General features: G+C 67.3%; 14 protein-coding genes, 1 tRNA gene and 1 pseudogene. 9 read left to right on the forward strand and 7 right to left on the reverse strand.

Going from position 1 to position 13,621, the window contains the following annotated elements; all coding sequences use genetic code 11:
* The first annotated feature begins 19 nt into the window (after window positions 1-19).
* Both BGO82_RS08375 and cysK read left to right on the forward strand, forming a co-directional pair.
* Window positions 20-777: pseudogene (locus BGO82_RS08375) on the forward strand (IS5 family transposase).
* Between the two features lie 98 nt (window positions 778-875).
* Window positions 876-1,934 (forward strand): cysteine synthase A, encoded by a 1,059-nt coding sequence (cysK, locus tag BGO82_RS08380; protein WP_291305100.1) that lies wholly within the window; start codon window positions 876-878, stop codon window positions 1,932-1,934.
* Here the strand turns inward: cysK and BGO82_RS08385 are convergent.
* Window positions 1,931-2,551, reverse strand: coding sequence for an FMN-binding negative transcriptional regulator (locus tag BGO82_RS08385; protein ID WP_291305101.1), 621 nt, complete (start codon window positions 2,549-2,551; stop codon window positions 1,931-1,933). The genes cysK and BGO82_RS08385 overlap by 4 nt on opposite strands.
* Entirely contained in the window at window positions 2,551-3,906 is a 1,356-nt protein-coding gene (gene rimO, locus BGO82_RS08390; RefSeq protein ID WP_291305102.1) for a 30S ribosomal protein S12 methylthiotransferase RimO, read from the reverse strand. The genes BGO82_RS08385 and rimO overlap by 1 nt, the downstream gene beginning before the upstream one ends.
* A gap of 198 nt (window positions 3,907-4,104) precedes the next feature.
* Between rimO and BGO82_RS08395 the strand changes: the two genes are divergently transcribed.
* A complete protein-coding gene (locus BGO82_RS08395) occupies window positions 4,105-4,716 on the forward strand; it encodes a DoxX family protein (protein ID WP_291305103.1) in 612 nt (203 codons plus the stop codon).
* On the opposite strand, the gene BGO82_RS08400 is transcribed toward BGO82_RS08395, so the two are convergent.
* Together BGO82_RS08400 and lipB are read right to left on the reverse strand one after the other, a co-directional pair.
* Window positions 4,713-5,195 (reverse strand): DUF4282 domain-containing protein, encoded by a 483-nt coding sequence (locus BGO82_RS08400; RefSeq protein WP_291305104.1) that lies wholly within the window; start codon window positions 5,193-5,195, stop codon window positions 4,713-4,715. The two genes, BGO82_RS08395 and BGO82_RS08400, sit on opposite strands and share 4 nt — an antisense overlap.
* A 53-nt stretch (window positions 5,196-5,248) precedes the next feature.
* Window positions 5,249-5,986 (reverse strand): lipoyl(octanoyl) transferase LipB, encoded by a 738-nt coding sequence (gene lipB, locus BGO82_RS08405; protein ID WP_291305105.1) that lies wholly within the window; start codon window positions 5,984-5,986, stop codon window positions 5,249-5,251.
* Window positions 5,987-6,049: 63 nt separating this feature from the next.
* On the opposite strand from lipB, the gene BGO82_RS08410 reads away from it, so the two are divergent.
* Entirely contained in the window at window positions 6,050-6,283 is a 234-nt protein-coding gene (locus tag BGO82_RS08410) for a FliM/FliN family flagellar motor switch protein (RefSeq protein ID WP_291305106.1), read from the forward strand.
* A 57-nt stretch (window positions 6,284-6,340) separates the two neighbouring features.
* Here the strand turns inward: BGO82_RS08410 and BGO82_RS08415 are convergent.
* Window positions 6,341-6,425, reverse strand: a tRNA-Leu gene (locus BGO82_RS08415).
* Window positions 6,426-6,633: 208 nt separating this feature from the next.
* On the opposite strand from BGO82_RS08415, the gene mgtE reads away from it, so the two are divergent.
* From mgtE to BGO82_RS08440, 5 genes are all read left to right on the forward strand, one after another.
* Entirely contained in the window at window positions 6,634-8,061 is a 1,428-nt protein-coding gene (gene mgtE, locus BGO82_RS08420) for a magnesium transporter (RefSeq protein ID WP_291305107.1), read from the forward strand.
* Window positions 8,058-8,726 (forward strand): glutathione S-transferase family protein, encoded by a 669-nt coding sequence (locus tag BGO82_RS08425; protein WP_291305108.1) that lies wholly within the window; start codon window positions 8,058-8,060, stop codon window positions 8,724-8,726. Before mgtE ends, BGO82_RS08425 begins: the two co-directional genes overlap by 4 nt.
* Window positions 8,727-8,731: 5 nt before the next feature.
* Window positions 8,732-9,154, forward strand: a complete 423-nt coding sequence (locus BGO82_RS08430) for a DUF1489 domain-containing protein (RefSeq protein ID WP_291305109.1) — start codon at window positions 8,732-8,734, stop codon at window positions 9,152-9,154.
* A 155-nt stretch (window positions 9,155-9,309) separates the two neighbouring features.
* The gene (locus BGO82_RS08435; protein WP_291305110.1) at window positions 9,310-10,209 is read left to right on the forward strand and encodes a division plane positioning ATPase MipZ; all 900 of its coding nucleotides are present in this window, start codon (window positions 9,310-9,312) and stop codon (window positions 10,207-10,209) included.
* A gap of 74 nt (window positions 10,210-10,283) precedes the next feature.
* Window positions 10,284-11,486, forward strand: a complete 1,203-nt coding sequence (locus tag BGO82_RS08440) for a GGDEF domain-containing protein (RefSeq protein ID WP_291305111.1) — start codon at window positions 10,284-10,286, stop codon at window positions 11,484-11,486.
* A gap of 62 nt (window positions 11,487-11,548) precedes the next feature.
* On the opposite strand, the gene BGO82_RS08445 is transcribed toward BGO82_RS08440, so the two are convergent.
* Window positions 11,549-11,821, reverse strand: coding sequence for a hypothetical protein (locus BGO82_RS08445; RefSeq protein WP_291305112.1), 273 nt, complete (start codon window positions 11,819-11,821; stop codon window positions 11,549-11,551).
* A 67-nt stretch (window positions 11,822-11,888) separates the two neighbouring features.
* A complete protein-coding gene (locus tag BGO82_RS08450; RefSeq protein WP_291305113.1) occupies window positions 11,889-13,553 on the reverse strand; it encodes a serine hydrolase in 1,665 nt (554 codons plus the stop codon).
* Window positions 13,554-13,621 lie beyond the last annotated feature (68 nt).

The following is a 13,621-nucleotide window of genomic DNA, read 5'->3' on the forward strand; positions in this document are numbered from 1 at the left end:
CGATTTGCGGAGACTGAGGATGGCGACGAAGCGGTATGAGTTGAGCGATGCACAATGGCGGCGGATCGAGCCGCTGCTGGCTGGCAAGGCCGGCGATCCGGGCCGAAGTGGAGCGGACAACCGGCTGTTCGTGAACGGAGTGTTGTGGGTGCTGCGCTCAGGCGCGCACTGGCACGATCTGCCCGAGCGCTACGGCAAGTGGAAGACACTGCACAAGCGCTTCTCACGCTGGTCCAGGGCTAAGGTGTGGGAGCGCGTCTTCGACGATCTCACCCGCGACCGGGATAATCAGTATCTGATGCTCGACAGCACTCTGGTGCGCGCCCATCAGCAGGCGGCGGCTGGAAAAGGGGGGCTTCGGACCAGGCTCTGGGGCGTTCCCGAGGCGGACTGACCACCAAGATCAACATGATCTGCGACACGCTCGGTCGCCCACTCCGCTTTCTGCTTGCGCCCAGCCAGAGCCACGACATCCTGGCCGCTCCAGCCCTGCTCGAAGGCTTCACCTGCCAGGCCGTGCTCGCCGACCGGGCCTACGACACCAACGCCCTGCGCAGCCTCGTCGCCGATGTGGGAGCCGAGGCGGTGATCCCCTCGACCCGCTCCCGCTCAACACTCATCCCGCATGATCGCATCATCTATCGGTGCCGCAACCGCATCGAACGCTGCTTCAACCGCCTCAAGCACTTCCGACGCTTCGCTACACGCTACGACCGACGCGCCACCCACTTCCTCGCCTTCATCCACCTCGCTGCAGCTATGATCTGGATGACCTGAATGTCGATTCGACCTAGCGCCACGACAAGCCCCGCTGGCCTTGCCCCGCCGCAGGGACTAGATTTGTGCGCGAGGGCGTCGCAGCGGCGGAGAGCAACATGAAATACGACAGTATCCTCGGCACAGTCGGCAATACGCCGGTCGTCCGGATCAATGCGCTCGCACCCAAGGGCGTGACGCTCTACGTCAAGGTCGAGGCGTTCAATCCGCTCGGCTCGGTCAAGGACCGGCTGGCGCTGGGGGTGATCGAGGCAGCGGAGCGGGACGGGTCGCTGCAGCCGGGGCAGACGGTGATCGAGGCGACCTCGGGCAATACCGGCATCGGGCTGGCCATGGTGTGCGCCGCCAAGGGCTATCCGCTGGTAGTCACCATGGCGGAGAGCTTTTCGGTGGAGCGCCGGCGGCTGATGCGGTTCCTTGGGGCCAAGGTGGTGCTGACGCCGGCGGCGCTGGGCGCCACCGGCATGATCGACAAATGCAAGGAACTGGCCGCCGCCAAGGGCTGGTTCATGACGCGGCAGTTCGAGAACGACGCCAACCCGGCCTATCACGCCAAGACCACGGCGCAGGAAATCCTGCGCGATTTCGAGGGCGAGCAGCTCGACTATTGGGTGACCGGGTTCGGCACCGGCGGCACGCTCAAGGGCGTCGCCGGCGTGCTGAAGCAGGAGCGGCCGGAGACGCGGATCGTGGTGGCCGAGCCCGAGACGGCGCCGATGCTCACCTCGCATGAGAAGCAGGCGCGCAATGCCGACGGCTCGCCCGCGTCCCGGCACCCGGCGTGGAAGGCGCACCCGTTCCAGGGCTGGAGCCCCGATTTCATCCCCAAGATCACCGGCGATGCCGTGGCAAGCGGGCTGATCGACGAAATCGTGAGCGTGCCGGGCGGCGACGGTATCAAGGCCAGCAGGGCGCTGGCGCAGAAGGAGGGCATCTTCGTCGGCATCAGCGCCGGCGGCACCTTCGCGGCGGCGCTGAAAGTCGCCGAGAAGGCCGCCCCGGGCTCGACCATCCTCTGCATGCTGCCCGATACCGGCGAACGCTATCTGTCGACGCCGCTGTTCGCCGACATCCCCGCCGACATGACCGACGCGGAACTGGCCATTTCACAGTCGACGCCCGGGCAGCAGCTTCCGGTGAAGCCGCCGGCCCCCTAGCGCCTCGCCACCAGCGCCGCCATGTCGGTTGCGCCCGCAGCGCCGAGGCCGTCGGCGACGCCGGCCCGGTCGGCGTCGGGGCGGTTCTGGCTGGCCTTCCACTTGCCTTCGAGGCGGGCGATGGGGATTTCGAGGCCGAAGATGCCCTTGAGCTGGGCGTCGATATAGGCGGCGGGCGCATCGTCGATGGCCCAGGGATGGGCGCGAGCCGCCTCCTGCGCCGCCGTCAGCTCGCCGATCTGGGCGCGCAGCCAGGCTGGATCGTCAATCACCACCGGCGTGCCCCACGCCTGCACCACGACGTAGTTCCAGGTGGGGACGACCTTGCCGTGCTCGGCCTTGGACGGATACCAGCTCGGCGTGATGTAGCTTTCGGGACCCTGGAAGATCACCAGCGCTTCGGCGCCGCCGGCAAGGGCCAGGCGCTGCTCGTTGGCGCGGGCGAGGTGGGCGCGCAGCACGCCGGATTGGCCGCGCGAGCGATCGAGGGTGAATGGAACGAGGTTCGCCTCGAGCCCGCCGGGCCCGTGCGTGACCAGCGTGCCGAGCCGGTGGGAGTCGATCAGGGCGTGCAGCACCTCCAGCCGATCTTCGCGAAAGGCGGGCGGGCGGTACATCAGCCGGCCAGTGCGGGTTGCCTTGCGTCGACGCCGACAGGGGCGGCGAAGAGGTCGTATTCGTCCGAGCCGGTGACGGTGACCGCCAGCTTGTCGCCGGGCTTGATGCCCTGGGCGTTGTCGATGATCACCTGGCCGTCGATATCGGGCGCGTCCCATTTGCTGCGGGCGATGGCGCGGCCCTCGGCGGGGCGCACGTCGTCGACCAGCACCTCGATGGTGCGCCCGACCTTCTTGGCGAGCTGCGCCGTGGATACGCCCTGCGCCACTTCCATGAGCTGGGCGAAGCGCTCGTCCTTGATCTCGTCGGGCACGATGCCCTCGAGGTCGTTGGCGGGGGCGCCGGTGACTGGTTCGTATTTGAAGCAGCCGGCGCGGTCGATCTCGGCCTCTTCCAGCCAATCGAGCAGGAAGTCGAAGTCCTCCTCGGTCTCGCCGGGGAAGCCGACGATGAAGTTGGAGCGGATGGTGAGGTCGGGGCAGAGGGCGCGCCAGCCCTTGATACGCTCGAGCGTCTTCACCTGGTTGGCGGGGCGGCGCATGGCCTTAAGCACGCTCGGCGAGGCGTGCTGGAACGGGATATCGAGGTAGGGCAGGATCTTGCCCTCGGCCATCAGCGGGATCACCGCGTCGACGTGCGGGTAGGGGTAAACGTAATGGAGGCGGGTCCAGACATCGAGCTTGCCCATCTCCTCGGCCAGCGTCTGGAACTTGGCGGTGACGTCGCGGCCGTGGAACTTGCTCGGCGCGTATTTGACGTCCACCCCGTAGGCCGAGGTGTCCTGGCTGATCACCATGATCTCCTTGACGCCGGACTTCACCAGCCGTTCGGCTTCGTAGAGCACCGAGGCGAGCGGGCGCGAGCTCAGGTCGCCGCGGATCTGCGGGATGATGCAGAACGAGCAGCGGTTGTTGCAGCCCTCGGAAATCTTCAGATAGGCGTAGTGCTTGGGCGTCAGGCGCAAGCCGGCTTCCGGCACGAGGTCGACGAATTTGTTGGGCACCGGCGGCAAATGTGCATGCACGGCGTTGACCACGGATTCGTACTGGTGCGGGCCGGTGACGGCGAGCACGTTGGGGTGGGTCTCGCGGATCAGCGTCTCCTCGACGCCGAGGCAGCCGGTGACGATCACCTTGCCGTTCTCGTTGAGCGCTTCGCCGATCGCCTCGAGGCTCTCCTGCTTGGCGCTGTCGAGGAAGCCGCAGGTGTTGACGATGACGACATCGGAGCCGGCGTAGTCGCGGCTGAACTCGTAGCCCTGCGCGCGCAGCGTCGTGAGGATGCGTTCGGAATCGACGAGCGCCTTCGGGCAGCCGAGGCTGACGAGGCCGATTTTCGGGGCGGATTGGGTCATTGGGGCGCCGATATAGCGCAAAACCCCGCAAAAGCAATGATCGGCAGTTTGCGATAGAGGCAGGGCAGGCGTGCGCGGCGCAACCTTACGGCAATTTTAGATGGCAATCGATCGCGAACGCTCAATTCTGCGTTGCGGCGCTACTCGGGGCCGCGAAGGCCGGCTAGCACATGCGATGTCGACAAAGCAGGTGACGTCATGACCACGCCTCTCGCCAAATATACGCTGTGGATGCTCGGGATTTTCCGTATCGTGACCGCTCTGGTGTTCATGGAGCACGGCACCCAGAAGCTGTTCCATTTTCCGCCGATGGAGCGTTTCGGCGCGCCCGGGGGCGCTGGCGGCGCCGGGCGGACGGCGGCGCGGGCGCTGCAGCAGGGCGCCGACGCCGTGAGTTCGGCGGCGAGCAGCGCCGTGGACGCGGCCAGCGCGGCGCTCGGCAATGCGGCCGAGACAATGTCCAGCATCGCGTCCAGCGTCCAGCCGCCGACCGGCGGGACCGCGCCGGGCGGTGCGGAGGGTGGCATGCCGCCGTCGATGCAGACGCTGTTCCTGGTGGCCGGCATCCTCGAGACCTTCGGCGGCCTGGCGCTGGTGCTCGGCCTGCTCACCCGGCCGATCGCCTTCATCGTCGCCGGCGAGTGCGCCGTGATCTTCTGGTGGATGGATGTGGGGCGCACGCACACGATCTTTCCCGCCAGCAATGGCGGCGAGGTCGCGGTGCTGTTCTGCTTCAATTTCCTGCTGCTGGTGTTCGCCGGGCCGGGCGCCTTCGCGCTCGACAATCTCATCGGCAGGCGAAAGGCCTAAAGCTTCGGTGACGGTGTGCGCCGGGCGGTGCGGCGGGGGCCGCGGGGCGGCGTGATCTCGACGTCGGGGGCGGGGTCCGTCGCCGGCGTGATCAAATCGTCGACGTCCACGATTTCGTCCTCCTCGTCGGCCATCTCGTGGATGGCGTCGCGCACGTCCTCGAGCAGCGAGGTGGAAATGCGCGTGCGGCTGACCGAATCCGCCGCCGCCTCGTTGGCCTTGAACCAGACCAGCAGCGCCTCGCACACGGTGCGCAGCATCACGAGGCCGAAGCTGCCATAGACCACGATCTCGAGCAGGCTCCACAGGCCGTCGCCGAAGCTGCTGGCGAAGGCGAGGACGAGATGCGTCACCGCCCACATCAGCAAGGTGGCGAGGCCCGTGACGTAGAGCACGGGGATCAGCCGCGGCGACAGTACCGTGTCGAGCCGGAACAGCGTCGAGCCCATGAAGATGCGGCGAAGGTCATCGGAGGTCATGTTCGGCACTCCAGCGGCGCGGGATTCGTGAAACTGCCCTCAAGATGAGGGCCTCAGGCCGCCGTGACAAGGGCTTGCGGGGCAGCGGCGGGGCTCACGGTCGGCCCGAAACGCCGTTCGAACGCGGTTCGGAGCGCGCCATCGACCTCCGGCATCGATACCAATTGCCCCAGATCCTCGAGGCTGGTGACGCCGCGGTCGGCAATGCCGCAGGGCACGATGCCGGCGAAATGGCCGAGATCGGGGGAAACGTTGAGGGCGATGCCGTGCGTCGTCACCCATTTGCTGACGCGCACGCCGATGGCCGCGATCTTGCTCTCGCCGCCGGGGCGGCCCGGCTGGCGGACCCAGACGCCGATGCGGCCGTCGCGCAATTCGCCGGTGACGTTGAAGCCGGCGAGCGTATCGATGATCCAGCCTTCGAGCCCCTGCACCAGGCAGCGCACGTCGCGGCCGCGGGCCCTGAGGTCGAGCATCAGATAGGCCACGCGCTGGCCGGGGCCGTGATAGGTGTATTCGCCGCCGCGCCCGGCCTCGTAGACCGGAAAGCGCTCGGGATCGAGCAGGTCTCCGGCGTCGGCGGAGGTACCGGCGGTATAGAGCGGCGGGTGCTCGACCAGCCAGACCAACTCCGGCGCGTCGCCACGCGCGATGGCGGCGGCGCGGTCCTTCATGGCCTGCAGCGCGAACGGATAGTCGACGGGAGCGTCGGCCACGACCCAGTCGACGGGAGCGGCGTCGGCGCGCCGCAGCCGCTCCGGCCCAACGCAGGTTAACGCTTCGGTAATCATGCCCGGCCGATGCTCCGAAGAGGCCCTCCGCACTGATTCAGCGGAGGCAAGTCAGGTCTATATATGAATACGCTCGACCAGATTGAAGTCGATATCACCGTGGAGCTCGGCTCGACCATCATGCCGATCCACCACCTGCTGCGCATGGGCCGGGGCGCCATCATCGAGCTCAACAGCACCGAGCACGATCCGCTGAAGATCTACGCCAACAACACGCTGGTGGCGAACGGCGAAATCCGGGTCGAGGACGGGCATCTGTCGGTCGAAGTGACCGAAAAGGTGTTCAAGCTCGGCTGATCTGCCGGCGCCGGCCACCGCAATCCTGAGTTTTGGGACGATCTCCGCGGGAGATCATGGTGCGGTCGAGAAGACTCGAACTTCCACGCCTTGCGGCACAGCGACCTCAACGCTGCGCGTCTACCAATTCCGCCACGACCGCACGCCATGGTAGGGGCCACGCCGTCGGCGAAGCGAGGCAGCGTGTAGCAAACGATTCCCGATGTCACAAGCACTATTCGGCGGGCGGGAAGGGCCCGGCGGACCCGTCATTTGGCTTTCCGCGCCGGGCGCGCCGCCGCCAGTTTTCGCTGCCGACTTTGCCATGCCCAAGTCTGGCGCATCGAGGTTCGATTGGCTACACCGCCGCCATGACCAGCGATCCCGCCACCGCCGACGCCAAGGAGCCCGAGGGCGGGAAGGATGACCTGCGCGGCGCCGACGACCAGGTCAATCCGGCCTGGCTGGCGCGGCTGCGGGCCCGGCTCGAGGCCGACGACAAGGACGCCGTGGTGGCGCTGACGGCGCCGCTGCACGCCGCCGACATGGGCGACGTGCTCGAGGCGTTCGACGCCGGCGAGCGGCTGAAGCTGGTGACGCTGCTGGGCGACAAGTTCGACTTCTCGGCCCTGACCGAGGTCGACGAGTCGGTGCGCACCGACCTGATCGAGGAACTGCCGCCCGCCGACGTCGCGCGCGGCGTCGCCGAGCTCGACAACGACGACGCGGTCTACATCCTCGAGGACATCGACACGCCGGCGCGCGAGGACATCCTCGCCCAGATGCCGGCGTTCGAGCGGCTGAACCTGCGGCGCAGTCTCGACTTCCCCGAGGATTCTGCCGGCCGCCTGATGCAGACGGATTTCATCGCCATCCCGCCGTACTGGACGGTGGGGCAGACGATCGACTATCTGCGCACCGAGCAGGAGCTGCCCGACGAGTTCTACCAGATCTATGTGGTGAGCCCGTCCTACAGCCTCGAAGGCATCGTCGCCCTCGACAAATTCCTGCGGGCCAAGCGCGACGTCCGCATCGGCGATCTGATGCAGAGCAACGTCATCGAGGTGCAGGCCACCGAGGACCAGGAGCGCGCCGCGCGCACCTTCGAGCGCTACGACCTAGTGGAGGTCGCGGTGATCGACGAGAGCAAGCGGCTGGTGGGCGTGCTGACCATCGACGACATCGTCGACGTGATCCACGAGGAAGCGACCGAGGACATGCAATTGCTCGCCGGCGTTGGCGGCGAGGAGATTTCCGACACCGTGCAGAAGACGGTGCGCGGCCGCGCCACCTGGCTGGTGGTGAATCTGGTGACGGCGGTACTCGCCTCGATGGTGATCGGGCTGTTCGACGCCACCATCCAGCAGATGGTGGCGCTCGCCGCGCTGATGCCGATGGTCGCCTCGATGGGCGGCAATGCCGGCACGCAGACCATGACGGTGACGGTGCGGGCGCTGGCGATGGACGAGCTCGACAGCTACAAGGTCCGCCGCCTGATCGCCCGCGAGATGCTGGTGGGCATCCTAAACGGGCTGATCTTTGCGCTGCTGATGGGGCTGCTGACCTGGCTGCGCTTCTTCAACCCCGGGCTCGGCCTGGTCATCGGCCTCGCCATGATCGTCAACATGATCGCTGCCGGCTCGGCCGGCGTATTGATCCCGCTGGGGCTGAGCAAGCTCAAGGTCGACCCGGCCGTGGCCTCGTCGGTGTTCGTCACCACCGTCACCGACGTGGTCGGGTTCTTCGGCTTTCTCGGTCTCGCCGCCCTCTGGATACGTGTCTTCGGATCCCTGCCATGAAGCTGATCTTCGCCAACCGCAACTATTCGAGCTGGTCGCTGCGCCCCTGGCTGGTGCTCAAGCATTTCGGCATCCCGTTCGACGAGGAGCTGGTGCTGCTGAGCGGCGAGGGCTGGAAAGAGACGCTGCGCCGGAAATCGCCGACCGGGCGGGTGCCGGTGCTGGTCGATGGCGGCGCGGTGGTGCCCGAGAGCATCGCCATCATCGAATATCTCAACGACAAATATCCGGCCAAGGGCATCTGGCCGTCCGACCGGCTGAAGCGGGCACAGGCGCGGGCGGTATCGGCCGAGATGCATGGCGGCTTCCGGGCGCTGCGCGACCTCGCGCCGATGAACCTGCGGGCCAGCCATCCGGGCAAGGTCGACGCCGATGCCGTGGCGGCCGACCTGCGCCGCATCGAGCAGATCTGGGGAGAATTGACCGACGAGTCCGGCGGGCCGTTCCTGTTCGGCAAGTTCAGCGGCGCCGACGCCATGTTCGCCCCGGTGGCGACGCGCATACGCACCTACGCGCTGCCGGTCTCCGACGCGGCGATGGAATATGTCGAGGCGATCTACGGGCTGCCGGCGTTCCAGGAGTGGCTTGCCGAGGCGATCAAGGAGCCGTGGGTGGTCGAGGACGACGAGATCGACGTGATCCAGGCACGGGCCGCCGCGAAATGATGCACATGATCAAGCTCTGCGTCGGCGTCGCGACGCTGGAGGAGCTCGAATCCTACCGCAGCGAGCGGGCGCATTGGTGGGGGGCCGATTACGGCGAGGACGTGCATGTCCACCGCACGCGCACGATGCCCAAGCGACGCGACGAGATCGAGGGGCAGGGCTCGATCTACTGGGTGATCTCGGGCGTCATCCGCTGCCGGCAGCCGATCCTCAGGCTCGCCGAGGCGCGCGACGAGCAGGGCCTCGCCTGCTGCGACATCATCATGGCGCCCGACATGGTGCGCGTCACCCCGCGCCCGAAATCGCCCTTCCAGGGCTGGCGCTACCTGACGCCCAAGGACGCCCTGCCCGATCTCGCCAGCGCCGGCTTCGCCGAGGAGGGCGACGAGGAACTGGCGCTGGAGCTGAGCAAGCTGGGCCTGATCTGAAGAAAGGCAGGGGAGGCCGCCGACTCGTCTCCGCTTTGGCCGGTCAAGTGAATTGCAGCGGTACTGTTCGCTGGCCCGCGGTTTGTGGCGAAACTGCCTCTTGAACCAAATCACGATTTCGCCGCAGATTCCGTCGCCGGAGACATGGAGGCCGCATGGGGCGCACGGGCACGCATGTCATCGTGGTGGGGAACGAGAAGGGCGGGTCGGGCAAGTCGACCACCGCCTTCCACCTTGCCGTCTACCTCATGTACCAGGGGTTTCGCGTCGCCTCGATCGACGTCGACAGCCGGCAGCAGACCTTCACCAACTACGTCAAGAACCGCCGCAACTGGGCGCAGGCGCGCGACCTGACGCTGCCGCACACCACGCATTTCCACCTGCCGCTGACGAAATCGGATTCGATCAAGGAGAACCACAAGCTCGAATTCGACCTGTTCCGCCAGGCGGTGGTCGAGGTCGAGGGGGTGGCCGACTTCCTGGTCGTCGACACGCCGGGGTTCGACACGCATCTGACGCGGCTGGCGCATTCGCTGGCCGATACTTTGATCACGCCGCTCAACGACAGCCTGATCGATCTCGACGTGATGGCGCATGTCGATCCGGTGACGGGCGATCCGCGCGAGATGAGCCATTATTCGCGGCTGGTGCAGCGGGCGCGCACCGAGCGGCTGGCCATCGACGGGCGCACCATCGACTGGATCCTGGTGCGCAACCGCATCTCCATGCTGTCGTCGCGCTCGATGCGGCTGGTGCAGTCGGCGATCGAGAAGATCGCGGTGCGGCTCGGCTGCCGCGTGGCCGACGGCATCGCCGAGCGGGTCATCTTCCGCTCGCTGTTCCCGATGGGGCTCACGGTGTTCGACCCGCTGGACGAGGAACTGCTGGGCGGGCTGCCGTCGATGTCGCATCTGAGCGCGCGGCAGGAATACCGGCAACTGGTCGAGGCGCTGAAGCTGCCCATCAGCGATCGCGTCGCCGCCCGGCGGGCGGTGGCGGCAACGATGACGCCCGGCGCCACGCCGAAATTCGAGCATATGGCCGGCACCACCTGACGGTTGCCGCTCCCGGTTTCGGATTCGTTAAAGACCTGCACGCTAGCCTTTAGAGAATCGCCCTGGAGCCGTGCGTGCAGCTCGACAGCTTCACTCTTCTTGTTGCCGGATCGTCGCTGCTCATCCTGCTGGGCGGGGTGTTCTTCGTCGTCTGGCTGCGCCATCGCAACACGCCGGAGCTCCTGTGGTGGAGCTTCCCCTTCGCGGCCGGCGGCGCCGCGGCGCTGGTCTACATGCTGCCGCACTGGGACACCGATTTCACTGCCATCGCCATCGGCAATGCCGCGCGCCTGTTCGCGGTGGGCTCGCTCTGGCAGGGCATCCGCGTCTTCGAGGGCCGCCGGCCGGCGTTGCGCCGCCTGCTGCTGCTCTGCCTGGTGTGGATCGGCCTGTGTTTCATCCCGGCCTTCGTCACCAGCATGGTGGCGCGGATCGTCGCCGCGTCGCTCATGATCGGCGCATTGGCGGCGATGATGGCCTTCGAGGTCTGGCGTCACCGCGACGAAACGCTCGCCTCGCGCTGGCCGACCTTTGCCGTCCTTGCCAGCTTCACCGTATTCATGGCCATCCGCGTGGTGGCGGCGCCCTGGGCGCCGTTCCCCTTCGGGGTCGCGCCGGTCGATCCGATCTGGCTCGCGGTTTTCCTCTGGCTGATCTTCGGCCACGCGACCTTCGCGGCGGTGTTCTTCCTCGCCATGACGCTGGAGCGGCGCGAAGCGCAGCAGCGCAGCTTCGCGCTGTCGGATCCGCTGACCGGCCTGATGAACCGGCGCGCCTTCGCCGATTTCGCGACGCGCATGAACCGGCGCCGCGCCGGCATCCGCAGCACGATGGCGCTGCTGGTGCTCGACCTCGACCACTTCAAATCGGTCAACGATCGCTTCGGCCACGAGGTCGGCGACCGCATGCTGAGATCCTTCGCCGACGTGGCCGAGGCCAATGTGCGACCGTCGGACCAGCTGTTCCGCATGGGCGGCGAAGAATTCTGCTTTGTGCTGCCGGAGACCTCGCTGCAGGAGGCGATCAACGTGGCCGAGCGCATCCGCAATGCGGTCGCCGCCTGCACGGTGGAGACCGCGCACGGGGCGGCGGTGGCGACTGTCAGCATCGGCATTGCGGCGACGCAGTTCGCGGTGGATGTCGAGGTGCTGCTGGCGGCGGCCGATGCCGCCGTCTACGAGGCCAAGTCCCGCGGCCGCAATCGCGTGGTGGTGGCCGAGCCGTCCACGCTGCGGCGGCTGCCGGACCCCGGCCGGACCGACCGCCTCAGCGCCTAAGCTCAGCTCACTTGCCGGTGTGAGGGGCCGCTGGCCGCCCCGGAGAACGTGCCGGTTCGCCGTCAGCCCGTGGCGGGCAGCAAAATACGCACGGCGCGCTGGCCACCGGGACCGAAGACGTCGATGTCGACTTCGACCGGGGGCATGATCATCCGCCGGGTGCGCGCCGACAGCGTCAGCACCACCGACAGCAGGTCGGAGACGCGCTGCCTGGCGGGCCGCCGGCTGAGATGGTTGACGATGTCATTGACCGCCTGGCGATTGGCGGAGGCGTCTGCGAGCTGCGACTGGCCCACGAAGCGGGCTAGTTCGGTAAGGCTCGACGTGTCGCTCATTTGGGCTACTCCATACACAGGCCACAAACGCGCTTCCCGGTTCGGCTACCTCTTTCGATGCATCGCCTCAGCTCTGCATCGCGAGGCAGCTCATCTTGGCTTGCTTGAGCTGCTTGCACATGTCGTTGGCCGCGCCCTGGCCGGAGAAACCGCCGAAGCGGGCGCGGAAATAGATCTGGCCGTCCTTCTCGAAGCGCTCGACGAAGCTCTGGAGCTTGCCGAGCGAGCGGACCTTGCCGGCCGCCGACTGCAGCAGGCCGTTGGCGCCGTCCTGCGTCGGCGAGGCGCCGATCTGGACGATCCAGCCCTGCGGCAGAGCGGCGGGCATCGGCTGCTGCGGCGCCGCCTCGGCGACCTGCGTCGAGGCCTTGTCGAAGCCGAGCGATTGCGGAGCGGCATCGCTCTGCGGCGCGACGGCGGCTTCAGTCGAGATGCTGCCCGAGGTCATGAGGTCGACGGGCTGGCCGTCGCGGCCGATGCCGACCGGCGGGATCAGCGGCGCCGACGGACGGGTTTGGCCCAGCGGGGCCGGCGCGGCACCCAGCGAGTAATTGTCGGTGAAGGCGCCGACCACGTCGCCCAGCGTCTTGCGCTTGGGAGCGCCGGCGGCGGCGTTGACGGCCTGCACGGCGGGCGGCATGCCGAGGTCCACGGGGCGCTCGATCGGCTCGGGGGCAAGGCTCGCGACCGTGGTGCTGTCGACGGTGTCGACGTCGCCGATGCCGATCTGCGGATTGGCCGGCGCTTCGTCGTCGGCGCCGCGGAATGCGGGCGCCGGCATCGGCACCACCGGGCTGGCGGAGGCGACCTGCACGTCGGCATCCTGCGGCGGGATCGCCATCGAACCCTTGCGGCCCGGCGTCGGAATCAAAGCGGCTTCGAGATAGCTGCCGGAGCGCGATTGCGGCAGGTATTCGTTGACAAGGCTGCGCACCTTGGCGTCGCGCGAACCGGCCGAGCCGAAGCCGAAGCCGACCACGACGATGTGGTGGCCGTCGGTCCGGGCGGCGGTCAGCAGGTTATAGCCGGCGGCGCCGGTATAGCCGGTCTTGATGCCGTCGATGCCGTTCTTGCCGAGCAGGTTGTTGTGGTTGCCGTAGGTGCGCTTGCCGTATTTGAAGCTCTTGGTCTGGAAGAACTCGTAATATTTCGGGAAGTGCTCGTAGATGGCGATGCCGAGCATCGCCTGGTCGCGCACGGTGGTGATCTGGCGGCTGTCGGGCAGGCCCGAGGCGTTCACATAAGTGGTGCGCGACATGCCCAGCGCCCGGGCCGTCGCGGTCATGCGCTTGGCGAAATTGCTCTCGCTGCCGCCGATATATTCGGCCACCACGCGCGCCATGTCGTTGGCGCTGAGCGTGCAGATGGCCTTGATGGCGTTCTCGACGGTGATGGTCGAGCCGGCGCGCAGCCCGAGCTTGGTCGGCTGCGCCGAGGCGGCCCATTTGCTGACCGGCATCTTGTCGGTGAGCTTGATGTTCCCGGCGGCCAGCTCCTGGAACAGGATGTAGAGGGTCATCACCTTGCTGACGGAAGCCGGGTAGCGATACTCGTCGGCGTCGCTCTGGTAGAGCACCTTGCCCGACTTGGCGTCGACGACGATGCCGGCATAGGCGCGTGGCGCCTTGGCCTCGGCGACGCTGGGCGCGAGGAGGAAAATGCCGATGAAAACTGCTGCAACGGCGCGCCACAGGGAACGGCGCGAAACATCATAGACCCTTTGGGAAGCCAACCCCGGTACTCCAAACAAACGGGGCCTTCTGGCCCTCCTTGGCAACTGAAACGAGGGCTGACGCGGCT

It is taken from the genome of Devosia sp. 67-54, from assembly GCF_001899075.1.
In the GTDB taxonomy this organism is placed as follows: domain Bacteria; phylum Pseudomonadota; class Alphaproteobacteria; order Rhizobiales; family Devosiaceae; genus Devosia_A.

Coding starts and splice junctions, on each gene's coding strand:
- BGO82_RS08410 (WP_291305106.1), top strand. CDS start 6,050: ATGAATACGCTCGACCAGATTGAAGTCGATATCACCGTGGAGCTCGGC.
- BGO82_RS08400 (WP_291305104.1), bottom strand. CDS start 5,195: ATGACCTCCGATGACCTTCGCCGCATCTTCATGGGCTCGACGCTGTTC.
- BGO82_RS08395 (WP_291305103.1), top strand. CDS start 4,105: ATGACCACGCCTCTCGCCAAATATACGCTGTGGATGCTCGGGATTTTC.
- BGO82_RS08445 (WP_291305112.1), bottom strand. CDS start 11,821: ATGAGCGACACGTCGAGCCTTACCGAACTAGCCCGCTTCGTGGGCCAG.
- cysK (WP_291305100.1), top strand. CDS start 876: ATGAAATACGACAGTATCCTCGGCACAGTCGGCAATACGCCGGTCGTC.
- lipB (WP_291305105.1), bottom strand. CDS start 5,986: ATGATTACCGAAGCGTTAACCTGCGTTGGGCCGGAGCGGCTGCGGCGC.
- mgtE (WP_291305107.1), top strand. CDS start 6,634: ATGACCAGCGATCCCGCCACCGCCGACGCCAAGGAGCCCGAGGGCGGG.
- BGO82_RS08430 (WP_291305109.1), top strand. CDS start 8,732: ATGATCAAGCTCTGCGTCGGCGTCGCGACGCTGGAGGAGCTCGAATCC.
- BGO82_RS08385 (WP_291305101.1), bottom strand. CDS start 2,551: ATGTACCGCCCGCCCGCCTTTCGCGAAGATCGGCTGGAGGTGCTGCAC.
- rimO (WP_291305102.1), bottom strand. CDS start 3,906: ATGACCCAATCCGCCCCGAAAATCGGCCTCGTCAGCCTCGGCTGCCCG.
- BGO82_RS08425 (WP_291305108.1), top strand. CDS start 8,058: ATGAAGCTGATCTTCGCCAACCGCAACTATTCGAGCTGGTCGCTGCGC.
- BGO82_RS08435 (WP_291305110.1), top strand. CDS start 9,310: ATGGGGCGCACGGGCACGCATGTCATCGTGGTGGGGAACGAGAAGGGC.